This is a genomic window from Ruegeria sp. BH8 (assembly GCF_056538065.1).
The window spans coordinates 1,203,680-1,227,782 of record NZ_JBQFSP010000001.1 but is presented as its reverse complement, the minus strand read 5'-3'; the positions used below and the strand labels follow the sequence as shown (position 1 = coordinate 1,227,782).

General features: G+C 61.6%; 28 protein-coding genes and 2 pseudogenes. 23 read left to right on the top strand and 7 right to left on the bottom strand.

What is annotated here, in order from left to right; translation table 11 throughout:
* Positions 1-393: 393 nt before the first annotated feature.
* The 20 genes and pseudogenes from ACR0AD_RS06085 (at position 394) to ACR0AD_RS05990 (ending at position 15,700) form a co-directional block, all read left to right on the top strand.
* Positions 394-738 carry a hypothetical protein gene (locus tag ACR0AD_RS06085; protein WP_480485282.1) on the top strand — a complete coding sequence of 115 codons (345 nt, stop codon included), beginning with the start codon at positions 394-396 and terminating at the stop codon, positions 736-738.
* Entirely contained in the window at positions 647-2,017 is a 1,371-nt protein-coding gene (locus tag ACR0AD_RS06080; RefSeq protein WP_480485284.1) for a DNA-packaging protein, read from the top strand. Before ACR0AD_RS06085 ends, ACR0AD_RS06080 begins: the two co-directional genes overlap by 92 nt.
* Positions 2,018-2,206: 189 nt before the next feature.
* A complete protein-coding gene (locus tag ACR0AD_RS06075) occupies positions 2,207-2,899 on the top strand; it encodes a hypothetical protein (RefSeq protein ID WP_480485286.1) in 693 nt (230 codons plus the stop codon).
* A gap of 115 nt (positions 2,900-3,014) precedes the next feature.
* On the top strand, positions 3,015-4,178 hold the full coding sequence (locus ACR0AD_RS06070) for a phage portal protein (protein ID WP_480485288.1): 1,164 nt from the start codon (positions 3,015-3,017) through the stop codon (positions 4,176-4,178).
* Entirely contained in the window at positions 4,171-4,389 is a 219-nt protein-coding gene (locus ACR0AD_RS06065; RefSeq protein ID WP_267365006.1) for a GTA head formation protein, RCAP_rcc01685 family, read from the top strand. Before ACR0AD_RS06070 ends, ACR0AD_RS06065 begins: the two co-directional genes overlap by 8 nt.
* A gap of 14 nt (positions 4,390-4,403) precedes the next feature.
* A complete protein-coding gene (locus ACR0AD_RS06060) occupies positions 4,404-4,961 on the top strand; it encodes an HK97 family phage prohead protease (protein ID WP_480485289.1) in 558 nt (185 codons plus the stop codon).
* A 35-nt stretch (positions 4,962-4,996) separates the two neighbouring features.
* Entirely contained in the window at positions 4,997-6,175 is a 1,179-nt protein-coding gene (locus ACR0AD_RS06055) for a phage major capsid protein (RefSeq protein ID WP_480485291.1), read from the top strand.
* Positions 6,176-6,346: 171 nt separating this feature from the next.
* Positions 6,347-6,946 carry a head-tail connector protein gene (locus ACR0AD_RS06050; protein WP_480485292.1) on the top strand — a complete coding sequence of 200 codons (600 nt, stop codon included), beginning with the start codon at positions 6,347-6,349 and terminating at the stop codon, positions 6,944-6,946.
* Positions 6,943-7,281 carry a phage head closure protein gene (locus ACR0AD_RS06045; RefSeq protein ID WP_480485293.1) on the top strand — a complete coding sequence of 113 codons (339 nt, stop codon included), beginning with the start codon at positions 6,943-6,945 and terminating at the stop codon, positions 7,279-7,281. Before ACR0AD_RS06050 ends, ACR0AD_RS06045 begins: the two co-directional genes overlap by 4 nt.
* Positions 7,278-7,691, top strand: coding sequence for a DUF3168 domain-containing protein (locus tag ACR0AD_RS06040; RefSeq protein ID WP_480485295.1), 414 nt, complete (start codon positions 7,278-7,280; stop codon positions 7,689-7,691). Before ACR0AD_RS06045 ends, ACR0AD_RS06040 begins: the two co-directional genes overlap by 4 nt.
* Positions 7,692-7,711: 20 nt before the next feature.
* On the top strand, positions 7,712-8,125 hold the full coding sequence (locus tag ACR0AD_RS06035) for a phage major tail protein, TP901-1 family (RefSeq protein WP_267364994.1): 414 nt from the start codon (positions 7,712-7,714) through the stop codon (positions 8,123-8,125).
* Positions 8,126-8,129: 4 nt separating this feature from the next.
* Positions 8,130-8,450: a gene transfer agent family protein gene (locus ACR0AD_RS06030; RefSeq protein ID WP_480485297.1), complete on the top strand. Its 321-nt coding sequence runs from the start codon at positions 8,130-8,132 to the stop codon at positions 8,448-8,450.
* Complete coding sequence (locus ACR0AD_RS06025; RefSeq protein WP_480485298.1) at positions 8,447-8,656, top strand: rcc01693 family protein; 210 nt, start codon at positions 8,447-8,449, stop codon at positions 8,654-8,656. The genes ACR0AD_RS06030 and ACR0AD_RS06025 overlap by 4 nt, the downstream gene beginning before the upstream one ends.
* Positions 8,643-9,305: a phage tail tape measure protein gene (locus tag ACR0AD_RS06020; RefSeq protein WP_480480413.1), complete on the top strand. Its 663-nt coding sequence runs from the start codon at positions 8,643-8,645 to the stop codon at positions 9,303-9,305. Before ACR0AD_RS06025 ends, ACR0AD_RS06020 begins: the two co-directional genes overlap by 14 nt.
* A 15-nt stretch (positions 9,306-9,320) precedes the next feature.
* Positions 9,321-9,953, top strand: coding sequence for a DUF2460 domain-containing protein (locus ACR0AD_RS06015; protein WP_267364987.1), 633 nt, complete (start codon positions 9,321-9,323; stop codon positions 9,951-9,953).
* Positions 9,953-10,840 carry a DUF2163 domain-containing protein gene (locus ACR0AD_RS06010; protein WP_480485300.1) on the top strand — a complete coding sequence of 296 codons (888 nt, stop codon included), beginning with the start codon at positions 9,953-9,955 and terminating at the stop codon, positions 10,838-10,840. The genes ACR0AD_RS06015 and ACR0AD_RS06010 overlap by 1 nt, the downstream gene beginning before the upstream one ends.
* A complete protein-coding gene (locus ACR0AD_RS06005; protein ID WP_480485302.1) occupies positions 10,837-11,283 on the top strand; it encodes a C40 family peptidase in 447 nt (148 codons plus the stop codon). Before ACR0AD_RS06010 ends, ACR0AD_RS06005 begins: the two co-directional genes overlap by 4 nt.
* Positions 11,283-12,614: pseudogene (locus tag ACR0AD_RS06000) on the top strand (baseplate multidomain protein megatron); the annotation flags it as partial. The gene ACR0AD_RS06005 and the pseudogene ACR0AD_RS06000, both read left to right, overlap by 1 nt.
* 165 nt (positions 12,615-12,779) lie before the next feature.
* Positions 12,780-15,395 (top strand): annotated as a pseudogene (locus ACR0AD_RS05995) (baseplate multidomain protein megatron); the annotation flags it as partial.
* 8 nt (positions 15,396-15,403) lie between these two features.
* The gene (locus ACR0AD_RS05990) at positions 15,404-15,700 is read left to right on the top strand and encodes a DUF7742 family protein (protein WP_209596789.1); all 297 of its coding nucleotides are present in this window, start codon (positions 15,404-15,406) and stop codon (positions 15,698-15,700) included.
* Here ACR0AD_RS05990 and ACR0AD_RS05985 read toward each other — a convergent pair.
* A complete protein-coding gene (locus ACR0AD_RS05985; protein ID WP_480485305.1) occupies positions 15,681-16,019 on the bottom strand; it encodes a TraR/DksA family transcriptional regulator in 339 nt (112 codons plus the stop codon). The genes ACR0AD_RS05990 and ACR0AD_RS05985 overlap by 20 nt on opposite strands.
* A gap of 84 nt (positions 16,020-16,103) precedes the next feature.
* On the opposite strand from ACR0AD_RS05985, the gene cysE reads away from it, so the two are divergent.
* Positions 16,104-16,913 (top strand): serine O-acetyltransferase, encoded by an 810-nt coding sequence (gene cysE, locus ACR0AD_RS05980; RefSeq protein WP_267364267.1) that lies wholly within the window; start codon positions 16,104-16,106, stop codon positions 16,911-16,913.
* 71 nt (positions 16,914-16,984) lie between these two features.
* Here cysE and ACR0AD_RS05975 read toward each other — a convergent pair whose 3' ends face one another.
* The 6 genes from ACR0AD_RS05975 to ACR0AD_RS05950 all read right to left on the bottom strand — a co-directional run bounded on the left by ACR0AD_RS05975 (position 16,985) and on the right by ACR0AD_RS05950 (position 22,899).
* Positions 16,985-18,298 (bottom strand): pyruvate dehydrogenase complex dihydrolipoamide acetyltransferase, encoded by a 1,314-nt coding sequence (locus tag ACR0AD_RS05975; protein WP_480485307.1) that lies wholly within the window; start codon positions 18,296-18,298, stop codon positions 16,985-16,987.
* 14 nt (positions 18,299-18,312) lie between these two features.
* On the bottom strand, positions 18,313-19,686 hold the full coding sequence (locus tag ACR0AD_RS05970; protein WP_480485309.1) for a pyruvate dehydrogenase complex E1 component subunit beta: 1,374 nt from the start codon (positions 19,684-19,686) through the stop codon (positions 18,313-18,315).
* 15 nt (positions 19,687-19,701) lie between these two features.
* The gene (gene pdhA, locus ACR0AD_RS05965) at positions 19,702-20,691 is read right to left on the bottom strand and encodes a pyruvate dehydrogenase (acetyl-transferring) E1 component subunit alpha (RefSeq protein WP_480485310.1); all 990 of its coding nucleotides are present in this window, start codon (positions 20,689-20,691) and stop codon (positions 19,702-19,704) included.
* Between the two features lie 159 nt (positions 20,692-20,850).
* Positions 20,851-21,150 carry an FtsB family cell division protein gene (locus ACR0AD_RS05960; protein ID WP_209503595.1) on the bottom strand — a complete coding sequence of 100 codons (300 nt, stop codon included), beginning with the start codon at positions 21,148-21,150 and terminating at the stop codon, positions 20,851-20,853.
* Positions 21,151-21,291: 141 nt separating this feature from the next.
* Positions 21,292-21,636: a lysozyme inhibitor LprI family protein gene (locus ACR0AD_RS05955; protein ID WP_209503597.1), complete on the bottom strand. Its 345-nt coding sequence runs from the start codon at positions 21,634-21,636 to the stop codon at positions 21,292-21,294.
* Positions 21,637-21,708: 72 nt separating this feature from the next.
* Positions 21,709-22,899, bottom strand: a complete 1,191-nt coding sequence (locus ACR0AD_RS05950; RefSeq protein ID WP_209596781.1) for a phosphoglycerate kinase — start codon at positions 22,897-22,899, stop codon at positions 21,709-21,711.
* A 133-nt stretch (positions 22,900-23,032) separates the two neighbouring features.
* Here ACR0AD_RS05950 and ACR0AD_RS05945 point away from each other — a divergent pair, with 133 nt between their 5' ends.
* Complete coding sequence (locus ACR0AD_RS05945; protein WP_209503601.1) at positions 23,033-23,539, top strand: peptidylprolyl isomerase; 507 nt, start codon at positions 23,033-23,035, stop codon at positions 23,537-23,539.
* The gene (locus tag ACR0AD_RS05940; RefSeq protein ID WP_209503603.1) at positions 23,532-24,089 is read left to right on the top strand and encodes a peptidylprolyl isomerase; all 558 of its coding nucleotides are present in this window, start codon (positions 23,532-23,534) and stop codon (positions 24,087-24,089) included. Before ACR0AD_RS05945 ends, ACR0AD_RS05940 begins: the two co-directional genes overlap by 8 nt.
* Positions 24,090-24,103 lie beyond the last annotated feature (14 nt).

Here is a 24,103-nt window from a genome sequence, read left to right as displayed (position 1 = left end):
GTGATGCGGGCGATTTTGAGCGCGATTTCGGAAAATGTCAGGTTTGTACACGCGTCCAGATGGGGAGTGTGCAATTTGTACACGCTGAAAGTGGCTCAGGGGTAACCCTGTGTTAGTCCCTCTGGTCGGTGAGGCGGTCAGGGCTTGGGAAGGCCAAAGGGCGGGACGGCGTTTTGGCCGAGGATTGCCGCAGCCGGAAATTCACTGTCCGTTTACCTGCGCCGTACGATCCCTGTTGCGCGCCTGTTGCGTAAACTCTTGACTTTGCGCGCTTTATCCCGTATAGGTTGTGTCATGCTAGAAGAAGTGGGCGAACGGCCTCGGGGTGACCCGGTGGCCGTTTTTTCGTTTCTCTCGTGCGGAGAACACTCACGCATGAGGTCACAGGCAAACATGACTTTGATTACCCCGGAAGAGCGGATTTCCCAGACGGCTGAACTGTTGCAGTCCCTGGAAAGGTCCATTCGCGATCTGCGGCAAGCGGCAGAAGACCTGCGCAAACAGATCGGTGCCGGGGAGGATGCAGATCTTGCTGGTTCAGCCAAGCAACTCGGTCAGCTGGAGGGGCTGATCCGAAGTTGCCAGAAAGTGGAGACAAGCTTTGTCGAACAACATTACAGACAAGCCGGAATTGCCCAAGGGGGCTATGCGCTCGACCTTGAGCGGGCCCGATTTGAGATCGGGTTCAGGCTGGCTCGCCTCCGCCGATGCTGCGGTGCGGGAGAGATTTCTGAGTGAGATCGGGGAGGGGGGGCTGTGTGCCCTCCCTTTCCTGTTTGAATTCTGGGCGCTGCCGCATCAATTGCCGCCCGAGGGCGACTGGCGGTCCTGGGTGATCATGGGCGGGCGTGGCGCGGGCAAAACGCGCGCTGGGGCCGAATGGGTCAGATCGATGGTCGAGGGGCCGAAGCCGCTGGACAAGGGCGAGGCGTGCCGCGTGGCGCTGGTGGGTGAAACATTCGATCAGGTTCGCGACGTGATGATCTTTGGCGACAGCGGGATATTGCAATGCTCGCCCCCGGATCGGCGACCCGTGTGGAAGGCATCGGAACGCAAGCTGATCTGGCCCAACGGGGCCGAGGCTCAGGCGTTTTCGGCACATGATCCCGAAGGGCTGCGCGGGCCTCAGTTCGATGCGGCCTGGGTGGATGAGCTGGCCAAGTGGAAGAAAGCGGGCGAGACCTGGGACATGCTGCAATTTGCGCTGCGTTTGGGCGAGAGGCCCCGGGTCTGCGTGACCACGACACCGCGCAATGTGAAGGTTCTGAAGGAGTTGCTGGCGTCGCCCTCCACCGTGCAGACCCATGCGCCGACCGAGGCGAACCGGGCCAATCTGGCGGCGTCGTTTCTGGAGGAAGTGCGCGCGCGCTATGCCGGCACGCGGCTGGGGCGGCAGGAGCTGGACGGGGTGTTGCTGTCGGATGCGGACGGCGCGCTGTGGACGGGTTCGATGCTTGAGGCGGCGCGCTGCGCACAAGTGCCCGAGCTGGACCGTATCGTCGTGGCGCTGGACCCGGCGGTGACGTCCGGGGCAGGCGCGGATGCCTGCGGGATCGTGGTGGTTGGCGCGCAAGTGCAAGGCCCGCCCGAGGCGTGGCGCGCCTATGTGCTGGCCGACCGGACGGTGCAGGGCGTTGGCCCGGCGGGCTGGGCGCAGGCAGCGATTGACGCGATGGACGAGTTTGGGGCTGAACGTCTGGTGGCCGAGGTCAATCAGGGCGGGCAATTGGTGGAAGAGGTCGTGCGGCAGGTAGACCCTCTGGTCCCTTATCGTGCAGTGCGGGCCTCCCGCGGCAAGGTCGCGCGGGCCGAGCCTGTGGCAGCGCTGTACGAGCAGGGGCGGGTGGCCCATGTGGCCGGGCTGGACGCGTTGGAGGAGCAGATGTGCCAGATGACGGCGCGCGGGTTCGAGGGGCAGGGCTCGCCCGACCGCGTCGATGCGCTGGTCTGGGCGCTGCATGAGTTGGTTGTGGGGCCTGCGGGGGTGTATCGGCGACCTAGGGTGCGGGCGTTGTGAGGGCAAGGGCATGATATCCACACTTTTGAAATTACTTGAGGACTGTTAGGCCGCCTTCGTTTTTAGGGTGTTTATTTTGACACATTAACAACTTTTGATTTAACCGGGTTTGGCTATCTTGAGTTTTGATCTTCAAAATCAAATTGAAACAAGAGCTTATAGCTCCTACTTGAGTTCACTGAGGCATCCATGAAGAAAAAACTGTATTTTTTGGCAAATAGTTCGGGCATATTTTTCTTTGTTCTCGCCCTCTATTTCTTCGGCCACGCGATGTGGGACTTCCACGATGACGTCAATAATTTTGGCATAGCCTACAAGTTCTTCGCGGCGAAAATTTGCGCAATTTTTGGCTTGTTACTCATGACGTCAGTCTTGTTCAACGTTGTCGAAAGGTTTGTTTTTGCGCCGCTGATAATCTTGATAAGCGGCGCAATCGTGCTGCTTGTCGGTTTTTATGTGGTCAAAGACGAACCTTGGAGGTTTCAATACGTCGACGAAGTTGGGTTTCGCGTGCCGCGGGGATACGCTTCTGGTTTAGGCAATGAAGCGCCGGGCGCAGCTTTGATGGCTGTAATCTGCATTGATGATTTGAGCCCCGCTCGTAAACAAAATGGTGAACATTGCGAAGACACATACTTTTACTTGGCGCACACTACGTTCCCATTCTATCGAGTGCTTAGCCAAGATAGGGAAATATCGTGCACCACATATTCGGGCGGCGAAAGTTGTCGTTCCACAATCGACACTGAGATGGGACAACTGAATTATGGAGTGAAGTCCCTAGACGTAAGCCCCTTAGACGCAGAACAATATGAACGTAGGTTGCTTGAACTGATAAATAGTTGGCGGATTGAGAAAAACGCGAATGCGCCAAAGCAATGAGCTTGGAGACAACCCGTTGCTCAACCCCCGTACGCCTCGTTCCCAAGCCCTAAACGTCTTTCCGTCATAACTCCTTTCAACAAGCCGGGCAGAGCGGCGGCAGAAAGGAGCACAGATGGTATTCGATTTCTTGCGTCGTGGATCGGCTGGCAGCGCGCCCGAGGCGAAGGCGAGCGCGACGGGGCCTGTGGTGGCGTGGCAGACCGGCGGGCGCGTGGCGTGGAGCCCGCGGGACACGGTGTCTCTGACGCGGACGGGGTTTTCGGGCAATCCGGTGGGGTTTCGGTCGGTCAAGCTGATTGCTGAATCGGCGGCGGCGCTGCCCTTGATATTGCAGGGTCAGGGGCAGCGTTTCGATGCGCATCCGATCCTGGCCCTGTTGCGACGCCCGAATGCGGCGCAGGGGCGGGCAGAGATGCTGGAGGCCCTGTTCGGGCAGTTGCTGCTGTCGGGCAACGCTTATGTCGAGGCGGTGCAGGCCGAGGATGGGCTGCCAGTTGAGCTGCATGTTTTGCGCTCGGACCGGATGAGCGTGGTGCCGGGGGCGGATGGGTGGCCCAAGGCCTATGATTACAGCGTCGGCGGCAAGACGCACCGGTTCTCGGCCGAGGCCATCTGCCATATCAAGACGTTCCACCCGCAAGATGATCATTACGGGTTCTCGCCGATGCAGGCGGCGGCGACGGCGATTGATGTGCACAACAGCGCCTCGCGGTGGTCGAAATCGCTGCTGGACAATGCCGCGCGGCCCTCGGGGGCGCTGGTGTGGAAAGGCGGTGATGGGCACGGAATGATGGCCGAGGAGCAGTTCCGCCGCCTGTCCGACGAGATCGAGCAGAACTATCGCGGGGCGCGCAATGCCGGCCGTCCGATGGTTCTGGAGGGGGGGCTGGATTGGAAGCCGATGGGTTTTTCCCCCTCGGATATGGAGTTTCAGAAGACCAAGGAAGCCGCCGCCCGCGAGATCGCGCTGGCCTTTGGGGTCCCGCCGATGCTGCTGGGGATACAGGGCGACGCGACCTATTCGAACTATCAGGAGGCCAACCGGGCGTTTTACCGCCTGACCGTGCTGCCCCTGGTGACGCGGGTGGCGGCGGCGGTGGCGGAGTGGCTGACGGGCTTTACCGGCGAGGATCTGATCCTGAAGCCCGATCTGGATCAGGTAACGGCCCTGTCTGCCGAGAGGGATGCGCAATGGGCGCGGGTCAATCGGGCGGAATTCCTGAGCGATGTGGAAAAACGCAGGTTGCTGGGTCTGCCGGAGCGTGCCGATGGCTGAGGGGTATCCGCCGTTCGAATGCGCGCCGGGGCTACGTCTGGCCGCGCATGAGCGGGTGGCCGAGATCCAGCACGCGCATCTGTGCAGGCGGCTGGATCAGATCGAAGAGATGATGGAGCGGCTGGAGAAACGGCTGTGGCTGACAGTCTATGGTGTGGCCGCAGTGATCCTGGCGCAGGCGTTTCAGTCATTCCTGGTGGTAACGCCATAAGTTCAGTGGGTTACATGGAGAAGTTCATGGATTTGGAGCATAAGTTCGCAGGGTTCGGTGACATCCTGTCAGTGACCGAGGATGCGGTGATCGAAGGCTATGCCAGCCTGTTCGGGCAAGTCGATCAGGGCAGTGACATGGTGCAGCGCGGGGCCTATAGCGCCTCGCTTGAGGGGCTCGCCAAGGCGGGTCAGCGGGTCAAGATGCTGTGGCAGCACGACCCGGCGCAACCCATAGGTGTCTGGGACGAGGTGCGCGAGGACGACAAGGGCCTGTGGGTCAAGGGTCGCCTGCTGGAAAGCACCCAGAAAGGCCGGGAAGCGGCCGAGCTGATCCGGGCGGGTGCGATGGATGGCCTGTCGATCGGTTATCGCACCAAGCGGGCCGCAAAGAATGACAAGGGCCAGCGGGTCCTGACGGAACTGGAGCTGTGGGAGGTGTCGCTGGTGACCTTCCCGATGCTGCCCAGTGCGCGGGTGGCGGCAAAGGGGAGCGACCCCGATGCCGAGAACACCTGGCGCAGTATTGCCGAGGTGTTCAACGACGCCCGGCAGGAGCTGGCGCGGACCTAGCGCGCCTCAAACCCACCCAAAAACAGGACATGCTGATGAGCAAGACCGAGATCCCGGCCTTGACCGGAGAGGGTGCGCCCCTGGTTCAGGAGGTGAAGCAGGCGATGGCTGGCTTCGTGAATGAATTCAAGGGCCTGAAGGCTGAAGTTAAAACAAAATTGCAACAGACAGAAGAGCGACTGACCATGCTGGATCGTAAATCAACCATCGCGGCGCGCCCGCATCTTGCGGCCTCGACCCTGGACGGTGCCCCGCACCAGAAGGCGTTCGACGCCTATGTACGCTCGGGCGAGGATGATGGGCTGCGCGGGCTGGAAATGGAGAGCAAATCGCTGTCCACCGCCGTCAACAGCGATGGTGGGTATCTGGTCGATCCGCAGACCGCCGAGACGATCAAGTCGGTTCTGAACGCAACCGCGTCAATCCGTTCGATTGCGTCGGTGGTGAATGTCGAGGCGAATTCGTTCGATGTGCTGATCGACCATACCGATGTCGGTGCAGGCTGGGCAGATGAGAATTCGTCCACTTCCGAAACCGGAACCCCGTCGATCGACCGCATCTCGATCCCGCTGCACGAGTTGAGCGCGCTGCCCAAAGCCTCGCAGCGTTTGCTGGATGACAGCGCGTTCGATGTCGAGGGCTGGCTGGCCGGTCGGATCGCCGACAAGTTTGCCCGTGCCGAGGCGGCGGCCTTTATCACGGGTGACGGTGTGGACAAACCCAAGGGTCTGATGATCCACCGGGCGGTATCCGATGACACCTGGTCCTGGGGCAGCCTGGGGTACGTTGCCACCGGCATCGATGGCGGTGTCGATGCGGATGCGATTGTCGATGTGGTTTATGCGCTGGGCGCGCAATACCGGGTCAATGGCACATTCGTCATGAACTCGAAAACGGCGGGTGTGATCCGCAAGCTGAAGGACAGTGATGGCCGTTTCCTGTGGTCGGACGGTCTGGCCGCCGGTGAGCCCGCGCGCCTGATGGGCTATCCGGTACTGATTGCCGAGGACATGCCGGATGCGGCCTCGGACAGCTTCTCGATCGCGTTTGGCGACTTCAAATCCGGTTACACCATCGCCGAGCGCCCCGATCTGCGCGTGCTGCGTGATCCGTTCAGCGCCAAGCCGCATGTCCTGTTCTATGCGACCAAGCGTGTGGGCGGCGATGTGAGCGACTTTGCAGCCATCAAGCTGGTGAAATTCGGCATCGCCTAAGCGGTGACGAATCCGGGGGGCCATCGGCCCCTCGGGCGGCGGGCGCGGGCCGGGGTGAGATCCCCCGCGTTGTCTAGCTGCTCCCCTCCGTCCGAGCAACGTGGGGCGGCGCGTGCCCGTCATTTTCCTGACTGAGGCCCCCGGTGGGGTCCGAGATTGCGGAGTGAATGGATGATGTTGATCGAAGAAACCGCCATCGCGGATGCGGCGCTGCCGGTGGATCAGTTCAAGGCGCATCTGCGGCTGGGCAGGGGCTTTGCCGAGGATGACGTTCAGAACGAGGTGCTGAAGGGGTTCCTGCGGGCGGCCATGGCCGCGATTGAGGCGCGCACCGGCAAGGTTCTGATCGAGCGCGACTTTTCATGGAGCCTGAGCGGTTGGCGCGATCCGTTGGGCGAGGTTTTACCGGTTGCTCCGGTGACATCGGTGCTGGCCATGACGCTGACCGATGCTGCAGGTTCTGAAACCGTTGCGGATGCGGCGGTGTATCGGCTGGAACGCGATGGCCAGCGCCCGCGGGTGCGGCCGGTCGGGTCGGCCCTGCCTGCGATTGCAACGGGGGGTGCGGTGAAGATCTCCTTCACGGCCGGGATGGCCACGGATTGGGCCGGTTTGCCCGCCGATCTGGGCCAGGCGGTTCTGCTGCTGGCGGCGCATTATTACGAATACCGGGACGAGACCGCGCTGGGCGCGGGGTGTATGCCGTTTGGGGTTACCAGCCTGATCCAGCGCTATCGGATGGTGCGCTTTGGTGCGGGGGTGGTGCAATGAACACGCCGCGTCTGAACCGCAAGCTGGTGCTTGAGGCCCCGATGCGCAGCGCTGACGGGTCCGGGGGATATACCGAGGCATGGGCCGCGCTGGGAACGCTGTGGGCCGAGGTCACGGCGCGCAGTGGCGCGGAACGGCAGATCGCCGGCGTTTCCGTCTCGCGCGTGGGGTATCGCATCGTGGTGCGGGGCGCGCCCGAGGGATCGACCATGCGCCCGGCGCCGGATCAGCGGTTTCGCGAAGGCAATCGCCGTTTCGTCATCCGCGCCGTGGCTGAGCGCGACGCGCGCGGCCAGTACCTGACCTGTTTCGCGGATGAAGAGGTGGCGGCATGAGTTATGGCGTATCAGCCGCCCTGCAGGCGGCGGTGTTTCAGCACCTGACCGGGGATGCGGATGTCAGCGGCCAGTCCGGTGGCGCGATCTATGACGCGGTGCCCACGGGAACGGTTCCGCAGACCTATGTGACATTGGGCCCGGAAGAGGTCCGCGACGCTTCGGACCGGTCGGGCGCGGGTGCGATCCACCGCTTCACGGTTTCGGTGGTGTCCGAAGCCGCCGGGTTTGGCGCGGCAAAGACGCTGGCCGGGGCGGTGTGTGACGCGCTGGACAATGCGCCACTGGCTCTGAGCCGCGGGCATCTGATCGGGCTGTGGTTCGAGCGCGCCTCGGCCCGGCGGACCGGGACAGGCGGCAGCATCCGCCAGATCGACCTGAGATTCCGCGCCCGCGTGGAAGACGACTAAGCAATCAACGGAGAGAGCACATGGCTGCCCAGAACGGAAAAGACCTTTTGGTCAAAGTGGATATGAACGGCACGGGCCTGTTCCAGACCATAGCGGGCCTGCGGGCCACGCGGATCAGTTTCAACGCCGAAAGCGTGGATGTCACCAGCCTGGAAAGCCAGGGGGGCTGGCGCGAGCTGTTGTCGGGGGCGGGGGTCAAATCGGCCTCAATCTCGGGCTCGGGCGTGTTCAAGGATGCTGGTACGGACGAACGTGCGCGGCAGCTGTTCTTTGACGGCGAGACCCCGGCGTTTCAGGTGATCATCCCCGATTTCGGCATTGTCGAGGGGGCGTTTCAGGTGACGGGCATCGAGTATGCAGGCTCGCACAACGGTGAGGCGACTTATGAGATGAGCATGGCAAGCGCCGGTGCGCTGAGCTTTACGGCGCTGTAATCGCATGGCCAATCCGTGGACGGGCGAGGTGGCACTGACCATCGATGGAGAGCGGCGGGTGCTCAAGCTGACGCTGGGCGCTTTGGCGGAACTGGAGCAGGAGCTGAGCACCGGATCCCTGGTCGAGCTGGTGCAGCGGTTCGAGGGTGGCGCGTATTCCAGCAGTGACGTGCTGGCGCTGATCGTTGCCGGGTTGCGGGGCGGGGGCCGGGATACCACCCGCGCCGACCTGTTTCATGCCGAAATCGAGGGCGGCCCGATGGCTGCGGCCAAAGCGGCGGCCGAGCTGCTGGCCCGCGCCTTCATGGTGCCGGAAACGACATGAGCGGGTTTGACTGGCCCGCCCTGATGCGGGCCGGGTTTCTGGGGCTGCGGCTGACGCCGGATCAGTTCTGGCGTCTGACCCCGGCGGAACTGCGGTTGATGCTGGGGAAGGGTGCCGGGATGTCCGCGATGAACCGGGCAGGCCTTGACGCGCTGCTGGCCGCCTTCCCGGACAAGCAACAAGGAGAGCGTGATGACGGATCGTGACGGGTTTGACGACTTGCAGGAACGGGGCGCAGCGCTGGGCGATGCCCTGGGTGATGCTGCGACGATGGCCGCGGCGTTTGACAGCCAGATGAAGCGGATCAGCGCCGCATTCGAGGAAACCGGCAAGGATGTCGCCACGTTGGAACGGGGCATGTCCAGCGGTTTGCGCAAGGCGTTCGATGGCGTGGTTCTGGACGGGATGAGCCTGTCGGGCGCGCTGGATGTGCTGAAGAACTCGTTGATCCAAACGGCTTATGCAGCCGCGATCAAGCCGGTGACGGATCATTTTGGCGGATTGCTCGCAAACTCGGTCGGCGGGTTGGTGCAGGGTCTTCTTCCCTTTGCCGATGGTGGCAGTTTCAGCCAGGGCCGGGTGATGCCCTTTGCCAATGGCGGCGTGGTCAGCAGCCCGACGATGTTTCCGATGCGCGGCGGCACCGGGCTGATGGGCGAGGCTGGCCCCGAGGCGATCATGCCACTGGCGCGCGGCGCGGACGGCAAGCTGGGCGTGCGCACGCAGGGCGGCGGGCGTTCGGTGAATGTGGTGATGAACATCACGACCCCGGATGTGCAGGGGTTCCGCCGCTCGCAGGGACAGATTGCAGCACAGATGAGCCGTGCGTTGGGGCGCGGCAATCGCAACAGGTAAATCAGGGAGCAGGTGATGACTTTCCACGAGGTGAGATTTCCCGCCAGCCTGAGCTTTGGCTCGGTCGGGGGGCCCGAACGGCGCACGGATATTGTGACGCTGGCCAACGGGTTCGAAGAGCGCAACACGCCCTGGGCCCATTCCCGGCGCAGGTATGACGCGGGGCTGGGGATGCGCTCGCTGGACGATATCGAGACGCTGATCTCGTTCTTCGAGGCGCGGCAGGGCCAGATGTACGGGTTTCGCTGGAAGGACTGGTCGGATTTCAAATCCGGCAAGGCCACGTTGGATGTCGATGTCGGAGATCAGGTTATCGCTCGCGGCGACGGTGTGCGGACCGAGTTTCAGCTGATCAAGACCTATAGCTCGGGCGGGGTCAGCTATGCCCGCCCCATCGTCAAGCCGGTGCTGGGGACGGTGCGTCTGGGGCTGGATCAGGACGAAATCCGGGAGGGCGTGGAATTCGAGGTTGATCTGGCAACAGGCCGGATCACCTTTGCCGACCCGCCACCGGAAGAGGTGGATATCACCGCCGGGTTCGAATTCGATGTGCCGGTGCGGTTTGACACCGACAAGATCCATACAAGCGTCGCCAGTTTTCAGGCCGGAGAGGCGCCGAACGTTCCTGTGGTTGAGGTGCGTGTCTGATGGCTGTGGATGAACAGGGCCTGCACGCGCATCTGCAAAGCGGAATGACCACCGCGTGCCGGTGTTGGGCGATCAGACGCCGGGATGGTCAGGAATACGGGTTCACCGATCACGATCTGGAGCTTGGCTTTGACGGATTGACATTCAGGGCCAGCACCGGATTGACGGCGGCGGCCATCGAGCAGGCCACCGGCCTGTCCATTGACAACACCGAAGCCATGGGCGCGCTGTCGGATGCGGCCATTCGCGAAGAGGATATAGAGGCGGGGCGGTTCGACGGGGCCGAGGTGCGCGCTTGGCTGGTCAACTGGGCCGACCCGGATCAGCGTATCCTTCAGTTCCGGGGCTCGATCGGGGAATTGCGGCGCGCAGGCGGTGCATTCCACGCGGAACTGCGTGGCCTGACAGATTTGCTGAACCGCCCGTTGGGGCGCGTGTATCAGAAGCCTTGTACTGCCGTATTGGGGGACCGGACCTGTCGGTTCGACATGGATACGCCCGGCTATTGGATTGAGGGCGCCGTCACCGGTTTTGATGGCGGAACCGTTCTGCTTGTTGCGGGCGGGGCAACCATCGATGACGGCTGGTTCGAACGCGGCAGGGTCGACGTTGTGTCGGGAGCGGCGAAGGGGCTCTGGTCATCAGTCAAGCATGACCAGCAGGTGGCGGACGGGCGGCAAATCACGCTCTGGTCCGGTTTCGGGGAAAGCCTGGTGCCGGGTGACATGGTCAGGCTGCGGGCGGGGTGCGACAAACGCATGGAGACCTGCCGCCTGAAGTTCAACAACCTGCTGAACTTTCAGGGCTTTCCAGATCTTCCGGGCGAAGACTGGGTGATGGCCGTTCCCAAACAGAGCAAAGCCAACAGCGGAGGGAGCCTGAGGTGACGATACACAGGCAGGATATTGTCGCAGAAGCGCGCAGCTGGTTGGGGACGCCTTATGTGCATCAGGCCTCGACCAAGGGGGCGGGCACGGATTGTCTGGGCCTGCTGCGCGGCGTCTGGCGCGCCGTGATCGGGCAGGAGCCCGAGGCGGTTCCGGTCTACAGTCTGGACTGGTCCGAACCGCAGGGCGAGGAACGCATGTGGGCGGCGGCGCGGCGGCATCTGGTCGAAAAACCGGCCGCCGATTTCGCGGTCGCAGATGTGCTGCTGTTCCGGATGCGCGATGGCAGCGTGGCCAAACATCTTGGCATCGTCAGCGTCGCAGGCTCTGAGCCGAGGTTCATTCACGCCTATTCCGGTCATGGCGTCGTCGAGAACGCGCTGAGCGGGCCATGGCGTCGCAGGGTTGTTTCCTGTTTCGAATTCCCGTTGGAGGTGCTCTGATGGCTACTATTCTTCTTTCCGCAGCCGGGGCGGCGCTGGGCGGGTCAATCGGTGGCACCGTTGCGGGCCTGTCCACCGCGATCATAGGCCGGGCCATTGGCGCAACGGTCGGGCGGGTCATCGACCAGAGGTTCTTCAGCCAGTCGGTCATGGGCAGTGGCAGCGAAGTCGTCGAAACAGGTCGCATGGACCGGTTCAGGCTGACGGAAACCGGCGAGGGCGCGCCGGTGACTACGGTCTTTGGGCGTATGCGCGTGGGCGGTCAGGTCATCTGGGCGTCGGACTTTCTTGAGACCGAGACCCGGGAAACGCAGGGCGGCGGAGGCGGGGGCAAAGGCAAACCCAAGGCCCCCGAAGTGACCACCGTCAGCTACAGCTATTCGATTTCGCTGGCCATTGCCGTTGGTGCAGGCGAGATCGCCGATGTCGGGCGCATCTGGGCAGACGGGGAAGAACAGGACCGATCCGGGTTGAACATGCGCATCTATCACGGCACGCAGGACCAGTTGCCCGATCCCCTGATCGAAGCAATCGAAGGGGCGGGCACGGTGCCGGCCTATCGCGGTACAGCCTATGTCGTGATCGAGGATTTCCCGCTTGCGAGTTTTGGCAACCGGGTGCCGCAGTTCTCGTTCGAAGTGGTGCGCCCCGCGCAGCGCGACATGCCGGATTACCCAAGCGCCCTGCCGCAGATCGTGCGGGGCGTGGCGATGATACCGGGTACGGGCGAGTATGCGCTGGCCCGTTCGCAGGTGAATTATACGCAATCCGGGACAAGCTGGGCGGCCAATGCGCATTCCGCGTCCGGTGTATCGGATCTTGTGAGCTCGACCCGTGCGCTGGAGACCGAGCTGCCAAATTGCGATGCGGCCTCGTTGGTGGTTTCGTGGTTCGGTGACGATCTGAGATGCGGCACATGCACGATCCGGCCCAAGGTCGAACAGAGTGGCACGGACAGCCGCAACATGCCGTGGATCGTGTCGGATCAGGTCCGCAGCACGGCGGGCCAGGTCGCGCGGCAGGACGGCCGCCCGGTCTATGGTGGAACACCCGCAGACCCGGCGGTGGTCGAGGCGATCCGACACCTCAACCAGTCGGGTAAGCGGGTCATGTTCTATCCGTTCATCCTGATGGAGCAATTGCCGGGAAACGGGCTGCCTGATCCCTGGTCGGAGGCCGCAAGCCAGCCCCATCTGCCCTGGCGGGGACGGATCACACTGGATGTGGCACCGGGGCGCGCAGGGTCTGCTGATCAGACCGCTGCGGCGGACGCGCAGGTGGCTGCGTTCTTTGGAACCGCGAGTGCTACGGATTTTACGATCAACGAAGGCTTTGACGCCCCGGCGGAAACGGGCGGTGGCAACGGCGGCGTCAGAGGCTCGGGCCCGGTGCTTGGCGGGCGGCCGGATGATCGCGGGCCTGGCGATTTGCAATGGGTAAACGGTGGCGGCACGTTTGGCGGCTTGCTTGGCAATGGTCCGGTTCCGGCCACGAAGATCGTCAAATACTCTGGCCCGCAGGAATGGGGCCTGCGCCGGTTCATTCTGCACTATGCCATGTTGTGCAAGGCGGCTGGTGGGGTGTCATCCTTCTGTATCTCGTCCGAGATGCGTGGCCTGACTCAGATCCGCGGGGCTTCGGGGTTTCCCGCCGTTGCGCAACTGCGTGCGCTGGCGGCAGAGGTACGCCAGATTCTGGGGCCAGAGACCAAGATCGGCTATGCGGCGGATTGGAGCGAGTATTTCGGATACCAGCCGGATGGAAGCGGAGACAGGTATTTTCACCTCGACCCGTTATGGGCGGATGACAACATCGATTTCATTGGCATCGACAACTACATGCCTTTGTCCGACTGGCGTGATGGAGAAAACCACGTGGACGCCGAGGCAGGTGCGCCGTCGGTCTACGACCTTGGGTATCTGCGCGACAATATCGAGGGCGGCGAGGGGTATGACTGGTATTATGCCGCGCCGGAAGAGGCCGAGGCACAGATCAGAACGCCCATCGAAGATCAGGAGCATGATGAGCCATGGGTCTGGCGCTACAAGGACCTGCGCGGCTGGTGGTCAAATCTGCACCACGAGCGGATCGGTGGCGTTCGTCAGCCCAATCCGACCGACTGGGTGCCCGGATCAAAGCCGATCTGGTTTACCGAGTTGGGATGTGCGGCAATCGACAAGGGCACGAACCAGCCGAACAAGTTTCTGGACCCGAAATCGTCTGAATCGCTGCTGCCCGCATATTCAAACGGGCTGCGCGACGATTTCATTCAGGTCCAGTACCTTGCGGCGACACTTGGATATTGGAGCGACCCGAACATCAACCCGGTGTCGCAAGTCTATGGCGGGCCAATGCTGGATCTGGCGAATGCTTATGTCTGGGCGTGGGATACCCGCCCGTTTCCGACCTTTCCCAATCTGCGAAGCCAGTGGGATGATGGGGCAAACTATGACCGGGGGCATTGGCTGAATGGCCGGTCCGGCTCGCGCACGCTGGCCTCGGTCGTGACTGAAATATGCCACGCGGCAGGGGTGACGGATATCGATGTTTCCGGGCTTTACGGCGTGGTTCGAGGATATGTCATCGAAGATGTGACAAATGCGCGGTCGGCTTTGCAGCCGCTGATGCTGCGCTATGGGTTCGACGCGATCGAACGGAACGGCATCTTGCGCTTTCAGATGCGCGATGGCTATGGCGCGATTGCCCTGAACCCTGATCATCTGGCGATCAGCGGTGATCTGGATGGCACGGTTGAGCACCGGCGAGAAGCCGAGGCCGAGATGACCGGTCGCGTGCGCCTGCGCTTTGTCCAGTCGGATGCGGATCACGATCTGGTCGCGGAAGAGGCGGTTCTGCCCGAGGACAGCACGCATTCGGTCTCGGTCAATGTGATGCCGTTATCCATGACACGCACCGAAGGCCGACAAACGGCTGAGCGCTGGTTGAGCGAGGCCCGTGTTTCCCGCGATACGGTGCGGTTTGCCTTGCCGCCATCGCTGCTGCATCTGGGCGCAGGTGATCTGGTGCGGTTGTCAGAGACCGAAAACAGCCCCCTTTACCGGATTGACCGTCTGGAATCTGCCGATCTGCAATTGGTCGAAGCGGTCCGGGTTGAACAGGGTGTATATAAGGGATCGCAACTGCACGACGACCCGGCGGTTGCCAGACCCTATGCCGCGCCCGTTCCCGTGCTGCCGGTGTTTCTGGACCTGCCGCTGATCACCGGGTCAGAGATCCCGCATGCACCTTATCTTGCGGTGACCGCTGATCCCTGGCCTGGGGCTGCGACGGTTTATTCCTCCTCAACCGATGAGGGGTACAGCCTGAGTGATGTGATCCCAGGTCAGGCCATTATGGGCGTGACCGAAACGCCGATGAGGCGCGCCAGCATCGGCGTCTGGGACGAAGGCCCGGCCGTGAAGGTACGGCTGTTGGCCGGTCAGCTGGAATCGCGTCCGCGTGGCGCGGTTCTGAACGGTGTCAATCTGGCGGCCATCGGCGACGGAACACCCGGCAACTGGGAGGTGTTCCAATTCTCGGATGCCACGCTTGCTTCCCCCGGCGTTTACGCGTTGTCCGGGCGGTTGAGGGGCCAGTTGGGGTCGGATGCCCTGATGCCGGATGTCTGGCCGGACGGGTCCATATTCGTGTTGCTGAACGATCAGGTGCAGCAGATCAACCTGTTGCGGAACGAGCGGGGTTTGGCCAAACACTATCGCATCGGCCCGGCGACCCGCGGCTACGATGATCCGGCTTACCAGCACCTGATCGCCTCATTCGACGGCAATGGTTTGCGCCCGTATTCCCCGGTTCACCTTCGGGTGCGATCCGACGCAACCGGCGATCACCTGAACTGGGTGCGGCGCGCCCGGTTGGATGGGGATGACTGGTCAGGTCTGGAGGTTCCGCTGGGCGAGGAAAGCGAATCCTATCTTGTGCGTGTCTTTGCGGCGGGAACCCTTGTCCGTGAAGAGATGGCATCCCTGCCGGGGTGGTCCTATTCGGCGGCAATGAAGGCGGCAGATGGTCTGACCGGGTCATATGAGGTCGGGATTGCGCAGGTGTCGGCCATTTACGGCCCCGGTGCGATGGCGCGTCTGGTTGTCGGGTAAGCGGTCTGATGCGACCGCTATTGCACGGTGATGTAAGTGCCGCGGCGCGCGCCTTGTTGGCGGCGCCGCCGCCAGAGCGGACCCGCTTATGCGTCCGGATGATCCATGAGGCGGAACTGGCCGACATCCACCGGGCGCGCACGGGTCGGCTGCATCCGGTTTACGGCAACGGATCGCTGATGGCGGTTGCGCGCAACAGGGTGCTGGCCGATGAGCCGGGGTTTGACGATTTGCAATATTGTCAGTGTTTTTCGCTGGTTTTGCACCATCTTGCCGAGTTTCTGATCACCCGGTCGCGCAGCTGACGCATTTGCTGGCGGCCAGATCCAGAGACAATCGCCCATCGGGAATACGGTCGCCGCAATCTTCGCAATATCCGTATTCCCCCTCGTCCAGCCGCATAAGCGCGGCCTGAAGGCGGCGGGTTTCGACATTGCGATTCACCTGTTGCGCCTTTGCCATCGCCTGGTTTTGCAACGCATCCATGCGGCTGAGGCGACCAACCGCCTGCTGATCCAGTTCAACAACGGCCTGAGCCTGCTGGCCTGATGCGGACAATTGATCCAGTTCGGCCAGACGCTCGTGAATTCGTGTTTCAAAATATGTGCGCTCGGACTCATTCATTTTCGTTGTATCGCGGATCACGGGTTTGCGTTTGGCCTTTTTGCCACTAAATGGCATTCTAGGCGCAGCAAAGGATCAAAAGCTATGTTTGAAAAACGCAGCCCCGTGACACCGGTCGATCCGGTCTGGAACCGTATCACATCCGAGGCCCAAGCAGCCGTCGAGACAGAGCCGCTTATGGGCGGGCTTGTGCACGCCTGTATCCTGCATCACCGTAGCCTTGAGCGTGCACTGTCCTATCGGATCGCGGCCAAGCTGTGTTCGAACGAAATGTCGATGATGGTGCTGCGCGAGATCGTGGACGAGGCTTATGCAAACGATCCCGGTTTGCTGGAAGCCGCCCGCGCCGATCTGATGGCGGTTTACGAGCGTGATCCGGCCTGCCATCGGTTGTTGCAGCCCATTCTGTATTTCAAGGGCTATCAGGCCATGCAGGCCTATCGCGTCGCGCATTGGCTGTGGCGCAAGGGGCGTTATGATCTGGCCTATTTCTTCCAGATGCGATCGTCGGAGATTTTCGGCATCGATATTCACCCGGCCGCGAGGATCGGCAAGGGGATCATGATCGACCACGCCCATTCCATCGTCATCGGTGAAACCGCCGTGGTCGGAGACAACGTGTCGATGCTGCATTCGGTGACGCTGGGCGGAACCGGCAAGGAAGAGGAAGACCGCCATCCCAAAATCGGAGACGGTGTTCTGATCGGGGCCGGGGCAAAGGTTCTGGGCAACATCAAGGTCGGCCATTGCAGTCGTATCGCCGCCGGTTCGGTGGTGTTGCAGGACGTTCCGCCGTGCAAGACCGTTGCCGGTATCCCGGCCAAGATCGTGGGCGAGGCCGGATGCGATCAGCCGTCGATCTCGATGGATCACATGCTGGGCAAAGATCAGTAGGTTGATTTGAACTAACAAAAAAGGCCGCCTCGATATTCGAGGCGGCCTTTTTTTTGCGAGCTCGGTATGGCTTACGCCAGCATGACCATCGGGTTTTCCAGATTGTCGACAATGGCCTTGAGCAGCTCGGCCCCCAGCGCGCCGTCGATGACCCGGTGGTCAACCGACATGGTGACAGACATCACCGTTGCCACGGTCAGCTCGCCATCATCCCCGACAACCGGTTTCTTGACGCCGGTGCCGACGGCCAGAATTCCGGCATGGGGCGGGTTCACGATGGCATCGAAATTGTCGATGCCGAACATACCCAGGTTCGAGACGGCAAAAGTGCCGCCCTGATATTCATGTGGAGCCAGCTTGCGCTCGCGGGCGCGGGCTGCAAGGTCTTTCATCTCGGTCGAAAGGGCTGACAGGGATTTCATGTCAGCGTCTTGCAGGACCGGCGTGAACAACCCGCCTTCGATTGCGACCGCAACAGCCACATCTGACGGTTTCAGTTGCAGCACCCGGTCACCTGCCCAGACGGCATTACAGGCCGGAACCTGTTGCAGCGCATTGGCGACGGCTTTGATGATGAAGTCATTGACGCTGAGCTTGACGCCGCGACCTTCGAGTTGCTTGTTCAACTGACCACGGAATTTCAGCAGCGCATCAAGCTTGATATCGCGGCGCAGGTAGAAATGCGGAATGGTCTGTTTGGCCTCGCCCAGACGTGCGGCGATGGTTTTGCGCATACCGTCGAGCTTGATTTCCTCGTACGGGCGGCCTTCGTACATCCGCGCGACCATATCCGCCGATGGACCAGACGGAGCTGCTGGGGCAGCTGCGGGCGCGGCGGCGGCGGGAGCAGTGGCAGGAGCTGCTGCCGGAGCGGTGGCAGTTGCGCCTTCAACATCAACCTTGACGATGCGACCATGCGGGCCGGAACCGGCAATCTGCGTCAGGTCGAGACCTTTTTGCGCAGCAATCCGGCGGGCCAGAGGCGAGGCAAAAATCCGACCACCATCAGCCTTGGCCGGAGCGGCCGGGGCAGGGGCGGGCGCTTCGGGTGCCGCTGGCGCGGCAGCCTCGTTGCCCGCGACGGCTGCGGAGGAAGCCGCCGGAGCAGCAGCCGGGGCGGTGCCAATGTTATCGGCGCTTTCGCCGTCTTCCAGCAGAACCGCGATGGCGGTGTTGACCTTGACCCCTTCGGTGCCCTCGGGGATCAGGATCTTGCCGATGGTGCCTTCGTCAACGGCCTCGAACTCCATCGTGGCCTTGTCGGTTTCGATCTCGGCCAGCAGATCACCGGAGGAGACGGTGTCGCCTTCCTTGACCAGCCATTTGGCGAGCGTGCCTTCCTCCATCGTCGGGGACAGGGCGGGCATCAGAATTTCTGTAGGCATCTGTCTGTCGCTCCTTACCGGTAGGTCACTTGTTTGACGGCGGCGATCACCTCATCGGTGGTGATCAGGGCCAGCTTTTCGAGATTGGCGGCATAGGGCATCGGAACGTCCTTGCCAGTGCAATTGATGACCGGCGCGTCGAGGTAATCAAACGCCTCCTGCATCACGACCGAGCTGATGTAGCTGCCGACAGACCCCTGCGGCCAGCCTTCTTCCACTGTCACCAGACGGTTGGTCTTCATCACCGAGTTGATGATGGCGCCAGTGTCCATCGGGCGGATGGTGCGCAGGTCGATCACTTCGGCGCTGATGCCGTCTTCGGCCAGCTTGTCAGCAGCTTCCAGCGCGTATTGCATGCCGATGCCAAAGCTGACGATTGTCACATCTGACCCTTCGCGCCAGATGCGGGCCTTGCCCAGCGGAATGGTCAGGTCATCCACCTGCGGCACTTCGAAGGAGCGGCCGTAGAGGATTTCGTTTTCCAGGAACACAACCGGGTTGGGATCGCGGATGGCCGATTTCAGCAGGCCTTTGGCATCAGCAGCGGAATAGGGCATGACGACCTTCAGGCCGGGGATCTGCATGTACCACGCGGCATAGTCCTGGCTGTGCTGTGCGGCCACGCGGGCCGCGGCCCCGTTGGGCCCCCGGAACACGATGGGGCAACCCATCTGACCACCAGACATATAAAGCGTTTTGGCCGCAGAGTTGATGATCTGGTCAATCGCCTGCATGGCGAAGTTGAAGGTCATGAATTCGACAATCGGTTTCAGACCGCCAAAGGCCGAACCCACCGCGATACCGGCAAACCCGTGTTCGGTGATCGGGGTGTCGATCACGCGTTTGGAGCCAAATTCATCCAGCAGGCCCTGCGAGATTTTATAGGCCCCCTGATATTCAGCGACTTCCTCGCCCATCAGATAGACGTTTTCATCACTGCGCATTTCCTCGGCCATTGCATCGCGCAAGGCTTCGCGCACGGTTTCGGACTTCATCTCGGCATCCGCGGGCCAGTCGGGTGACAGGTCCACCGCTGGAGCAGCGGGGGCCGCTGCGGCAGGAGCCGGGGCCGGGGCTGCTGTGGGGGCGGCCTCGGGCGCCGCTGCGGCTGCGGGGGCTGCTGCGGGCAGGGCCGAGGCGTCTTCGCCTTCTTCGACCAGCACCGCGATGGGGGTGTTCACCTTGACCCCTTCGGTGCCCTCGGCGATCAGGATCTTGCCGACGATGCCTTCATCGACGGCTTCGAACTCCATCGTTGCCTTGTCGGTTTCAATCTCGGCCATGATGTCGCCCGAGGATACGGTGTCGCCTTCCTTGACCAGCCATTTGGCCAGCGTGCCCTCTTCCATCGTGGGGGAAAGGGCGGGCATGAGAATTTCGGTTGCCATGTCTTATTCGTCCTCTCAGGCGTATATGTCAGTCCAGAGCTCTTCGACCGAAGGCTCGGGGCTTTCTTTCGAGAATTCGGCGGCCTGATTGACGATCTCCTTGATTTCTTTGTCGATCGCTTTCAGGTCATCCTCGGTCGCGTGCTTGCCGGTCAGCAGCAACTCGCGCACGTGTTCGATCGGGTCGCTTTGTTCGCGGACCTTCTGAACCTCCTCGCGGGTCCGGTACTTGGCCGGGTCGGACATCGAGTGGCCACGATAGCGGTAGGTCTTGATTTCCAGGATATAGGGGCCTTTGCCCGCGCGGCAGTGCGCGACAGCCTTTTCGCCTGCTTCCTTGACCGCCAGCACATCCATGCCGTTGACGATCTCGCCCGGAATGCCGAACGCTTCGCCGCGATGGAAGATGTCTTTGGTCGAGGTCGAACGGGACTGAGCGGTGCCCATGGCGTATTGGTTGTTCTCGATCACGAAAATCACCGGCAAGCCCCAGATGGCCGCCATGTTGAAGGTCTCATACACCTGACCCTGGTTCGCGGCACCGTCCCCGAAATAGGTGAAGGTAACGCGGCCGTTTTCCTTGTACTTGTCAGCAAAAGCCAGCCCCGCGCCCAGCGGAACCTGCGCGCCGACGATACCATGCCCGCCGTAGAAATGCTTTTCTTTCGAGAACATGTGCATCGAGCCGCCCTTGCCCTTGGACAGGCCACCGATGCGCCCGGTCAGTTCGGCCATCACGCCGCCCGGATCCATGCCACAGGCCAGCATGTGACCGTGGTCGCGATACGAGGTGATGCGCTTGTCGCCTTCCTCTGCTGCGGCCTCAAGCCCGACAACAACGGCCTCTTGTCCGATATAAAGGTGGCAGAACCCGCCGATCAGGCCCATACCATAAAGCTGACCGGCCTTTTCCTCGAATCGGCGGATCAGCAGCATCTGGCGGTAGTATGTCTGGAGTTCTTCCGCAGAAACATTTGGTTTCTTTGTGGTTTTTCGCGCAGCCATCGTGGCGATCTCCCCCTTTCGGACAGATAGTTTAGCGTTAAACTATCTCATAAAGCATTTGGGGCTTTCTGGCGAGGGTAAATGTGACGCAGCGTTCGCCACGGCGCATCCCGGCCGAAACGCCGGGCCTGAGTTGCCTTTTCTGAATAGGGTACTTGATCAGCGGATCACGATTTCGTCCGACCGGATCATGCCCAGAACCGAGCGCGCCTGCTGGTCCAGCAGGTCCAGATCCAGATAGGTGTCGGACAGACGCCGTGTCAGGTTTTCCATCTCGGCGATTTCGACATTCAGTTTTTCCAGACTGCGTGACAGAGCGTCCCGTTCCGCCGCAATTTCGACCCGCCGGAACAGGCCGTAATCCCCTTGAACAGCGGCAAAGGTGAAATACACACCCAGCATGAAAGCCACCGAGAAGAAGAGAACTGCACCCAAACCGGGCCGATGGGAACGGGACACTCTGTTTACCGCCGTATGAAAACTTGCCTCAATAACGGGCTCTTTCCGAGCCTCTGATCGCACTATGTCACAGGCGATTCGGGTTGTGAATCCCCTGATTCGGTTTTTTCATCAGTATTTCGTGTGCGTCCCGGTTAAAGCTCAGCGCCAGGACTGAAGCTGCTGATTTCTTGCGACCGTCTGCTCTTTCATACAGGTCCAGTAGAACATGGGCGCAGCGCTGCCGCCGCCGGATAGTTCCTTGTCGCAGGTGGCGTCCCGCGCCTTTAGCCACGCACGTTGTTCCGCCAGAAGGGCATCGCCGTTGCCACGTGCATCAGCGACCGGCTTGATCTGTTTCCACAACCGGTTGAGGTCGCGGTCAACGGCTTCCCATTGTTCCTTGGCACAGAAATTTGCATCAAGCTGTGTCTGGCCACCGCAACTGGATTGTGCTGTTGCAGGCCACGGCATTGCGAGAAGGATGAGCAGGTATAATGACCTCATGGTATAATCCCCCATTCAAATAGGGGATAATACCATGAACCCTGACAAGCGGCCAAATGCGGTCAGCGTCACTTATTGTTCCAGCGCAGCGACACCGGGCAGGGTTTTGCCTTCCATCCATTCAAGGAACGCACCGCCTGCGGTCGAGATATAGGTGAAATCCTTGGCCGCCCCCGACGCGTTCAGCGCCGCAACCGTGTCACCGCCACCTGCGACCGAAATCAGCTGACCCGACCGGCTGAGGGCCGCGGCTTTCAGGGCCGCGGCATTGGTGGCTGCGTCGAACGGCTCCAGCTCGAACGCGCCCAGCGGGCCGTTCCAGATCAGGGTCTGGCTTTTGTCGAAAATCGCGGTAATCGCGGCGACGCTTTCAGGGCCCGCGTCCAGGATCATGCCATCCGCAGGGCATTGATCGGCTGGCAGAACCTTGTGGGGCGCGTTGGCCTCGAATTTCTCGGCCACTACAACGTCACGCGGCAGGACGATCTGGCAGCCCGAGCTTTCGGCCTTGGCCAGAATTTCGGCGGCGGTGTCCTTCATCGCGGTTTCAGCCAGTGATTTGCCAACGCTGATACCTTGGGCGACAAGGAATGTGTTCGCCATACCGCCACCGATCACCAGATAATCGACCTTGTCGATCAGGTTGCCCAGCAGTTCCAGCTTGGTCGAGACCTTGGCGCCGCCGACAACCGCCGTTACCGGGCGCTTGGGTGCACCCAGTGCGCTTTCCAGCGCCTGCAACTCGGCCTGCATCAGGCGGCCCGCACAGGCAGGCAGCAGACGGGCGATGGCCTCGGTTGAGCTGTGGGCGCGGTGCGCGGCTGAAAACGCATCGTTGCAATAAATATCCCCCAGCTTGGCCATGCCAGCGGCCAGATCGGCGTCGTTTTTGGTTTCGGCCGCGTGAAAGCGGGTGTTTTCCAGCAGCAGGACCTGACCGGGCTGCAAGGCAGCGGCGGCCAGTTCCGCCTCGGCCCCGACGCAATCGGCAGCAAACAGAACCTTTGCGCCAAAAGCGCTTTCCAAAGTCGGGACCAGTTGTTTCAGTGACAGGCTTTCACGCCGTTCGCCACCGGGACGGCCAAAATGAGCCAGAAGGATCGGTTTGCCGCCAGCGGCCAGAATATCGCGCACCGAGGGGACGATCCTTTGAATGCGGGTGGCGTCGGTCACAACACCGTCAACCACGGGCACATTGATGTCCACACGCACCAGCACGCGTTTGCCGTTCAGGTCCATATCGTCCAGTGTTTTCCAGCCCATTGTGCGATCCTTGTCATTGGCAACCGATTTAGGCGGTTCTTTTCCTGCATTTTGCCCTCAGGTCAATGCGTCACTTGGCATTCGCACGCGTGCGTCATAGGTATTTGCGCAAGATAAACGACAGGAGGGCCTCATGGCCGAGATCAAAGACCCCGAAAACACAATCATCATCGAGCTGAAAGGCGGCAATGTCGTCATCGAGCTGCTGCCGGATGTAGCGCCTCTGCACAGTGCGCGGATGAAGGAACTGGCCCGTGGCGGTGAATATGACAATGTGGCCTTTCACCGTGTGATCGACGGTTTCATGGCGCAAACCGGCGACGTGCAGCATGGCGATATGGAAGACGGGTTCAACCTGCGCATGGCGGGCACCGGGGGTTCGTCGCTGCCGAATGTTCCGGCAGAATTTTCCAAGCTGCCCCATGATCGCGGCACGCTGGGCGCGGCGCGCTCGCAGAACCCGGATTCGGCCAATTCGCAGTTCTTCATCAACTTCAAGGACAATCACTTCCTGAACGGTCAGTACACGGTCTATGGCCGGGTCATCGACGGTATGGAGCATGTGGACGCCATCGTACGCGGTGAGCCGCCTGCAAGCCCAGACCGCATGATCAGCGTCAAGGTGGCCGCAGATGCATAAACTGGCTGCGGCTTTTGCCTTGCTGGCAAGCCCGGCGCTGGCCAGCGGTTTGCAGATCGAGGTCGAAGGGGAAGGGGCCAATGGCACAATCTCGATCGACCTGTTCGAAGATGTGGCACCCCAGCATGTGGAACAGATCACCGCTCTGGCCGCTGACGGTCAGTATGACGGCGTCGTGTTTCATCGCGTAATCGATGGCTTCATGGCGCAAACCGGCGACGTGCAATACGGCAACTCGGGCGCGGACGGCTTCGACATGCGCTATGCCGGGCGCGGCGGGTCGGATCGCGCGGATTTGCCTGCCGAGTTCTCGGACGTGAGTTTTGACAGGGGTGTTGTCGGCATGGCCCGGTCCAGCGATCCGGATTCGGCCAATTCGCAGTTCTTCATCATGTTCGCCCCCGGCCCGTTTCTGGACGGCCAGTATACCGTGGTTGGTCAGGTGACTGACGGTATGGATGTGGTTGACGCGATCAAGCGGGGCGAAGGCCAGAACGGTGCGATCATCGGTGCACCGGATGTGATGAAAAAAGTCACCGTTACCGAATAAGATGATTTAGCCCG

Excerpts from the sequence above, each read along its gene's own strand:
- pdhA (WP_480485310.1), bottom strand. The coding sequence starts at position 20,691 with ATGGCTGCGCGAAAAACCACAAAGAAACCAAATGTTTCTGCGGAAGAA.
- ACR0AD_RS06065 (WP_267365006.1), top strand. The coding sequence starts at position 4,171 with ATGGCTGAGGGGTATCCGCCGTTCGAATGCGCGCCGGGGCTACGTCTG.
- ACR0AD_RS05985 (WP_480485305.1), bottom strand. The coding sequence starts at position 16,019 with ATGAATGAGTCCGAGCGCACATATTTTGAAACACGAATTCACGAGCGT.
- ACR0AD_RS06060 (WP_480485289.1), top strand. The coding sequence starts at position 4,404 with ATGGAGAAGTTCATGGATTTGGAGCATAAGTTCGCAGGGTTCGGTGAC.
- ACR0AD_RS06070 (WP_480485288.1), top strand. The coding sequence starts at position 3,015 with ATGGTATTCGATTTCTTGCGTCGTGGATCGGCTGGCAGCGCGCCCGAG.
- ACR0AD_RS06030 (WP_480485297.1), top strand. The coding sequence starts at position 8,130 with ATGGCCAATCCGTGGACGGGCGAGGTGGCACTGACCATCGATGGAGAG.
- ACR0AD_RS06025 (WP_480485298.1), top strand. The coding sequence starts at position 8,447 with ATGAGCGGGTTTGACTGGCCCGCCCTGATGCGGGCCGGGTTTCTGGGG.
- ACR0AD_RS05990 (WP_209596789.1), top strand. The coding sequence starts at position 15,404 with ATGCGACCGCTATTGCACGGTGATGTAAGTGCCGCGGCGCGCGCCTTG.
- ACR0AD_RS06075 (WP_480485286.1), top strand. The coding sequence starts at position 2,207 with ATGAAGAAAAAACTGTATTTTTTGGCAAATAGTTCGGGCATATTTTTC.
- ACR0AD_RS05940 (WP_209503603.1), top strand. The coding sequence starts at position 23,532 with ATGCATAAACTGGCTGCGGCTTTTGCCTTGCTGGCAAGCCCGGCGCTG.
- ACR0AD_RS06035 (WP_267364994.1), top strand. The coding sequence starts at position 7,712 with ATGGCTGCCCAGAACGGAAAAGACCTTTTGGTCAAAGTGGATATGAAC.
- ACR0AD_RS06055 (WP_480485291.1), top strand. The coding sequence starts at position 4,997 with ATGAGCAAGACCGAGATCCCGGCCTTGACCGGAGAGGGTGCGCCCCTG.
- ACR0AD_RS05945 (WP_209503601.1), top strand. The coding sequence starts at position 23,033 with ATGGCCGAGATCAAAGACCCCGAAAACACAATCATCATCGAGCTGAAA.
- ACR0AD_RS06080 (WP_480485284.1), top strand. The coding sequence starts at position 647 with ATGCGCTCGACCTTGAGCGGGCCCGATTTGAGATCGGGTTCAGGCTGG.
- ACR0AD_RS06015 (WP_267364987.1), top strand. The coding sequence starts at position 9,321 with ATGACTTTCCACGAGGTGAGATTTCCCGCCAGCCTGAGCTTTGGCTCG.
- cysE (WP_267364267.1), top strand. The coding sequence starts at position 16,104 with ATGTTTGAAAAACGCAGCCCCGTGACACCGGTCGATCCGGTCTGGAAC.
- ACR0AD_RS05955 (WP_209503597.1), bottom strand. The coding sequence starts at position 21,636 with ATGAGGTCATTATACCTGCTCATCCTTCTCGCAATGCCGTGGCCTGCA.
- ACR0AD_RS05950 (WP_209596781.1), bottom strand. The coding sequence starts at position 22,899 with ATGGGCTGGAAAACACTGGACGATATGGACCTGAACGGCAAACGCGTG.
- ACR0AD_RS06010 (WP_480485300.1), top strand. The coding sequence starts at position 9,953 with ATGGCTGTGGATGAACAGGGCCTGCACGCGCATCTGCAAAGCGGAATG.
- ACR0AD_RS05970 (WP_480485309.1), bottom strand. The coding sequence starts at position 19,686 with ATGGCAACCGAAATTCTCATGCCCGCCCTTTCCCCCACGATGGAAGAG.
- ACR0AD_RS06040 (WP_480485295.1), top strand. The coding sequence starts at position 7,278 with ATGAGTTATGGCGTATCAGCCGCCCTGCAGGCGGCGGTGTTTCAGCAC.
- ACR0AD_RS06085 (WP_480485282.1), top strand. The coding sequence starts at position 394 with ATGACTTTGATTACCCCGGAAGAGCGGATTTCCCAGACGGCTGAACTG.
- ACR0AD_RS06020 (WP_480480413.1), top strand. The coding sequence starts at position 8,643 with ATGACGGATCGTGACGGGTTTGACGACTTGCAGGAACGGGGCGCAGCG.
- ACR0AD_RS06050 (WP_480485292.1), top strand. The coding sequence starts at position 6,347 with ATGATGTTGATCGAAGAAACCGCCATCGCGGATGCGGCGCTGCCGGTG.
- ACR0AD_RS06045 (WP_480485293.1), top strand. The coding sequence starts at position 6,943 with ATGAACACGCCGCGTCTGAACCGCAAGCTGGTGCTTGAGGCCCCGATG.
- ACR0AD_RS05975 (WP_480485307.1), bottom strand. The coding sequence starts at position 18,298 with ATGCCTACAGAAATTCTGATGCCCGCCCTGTCCCCGACGATGGAGGAA.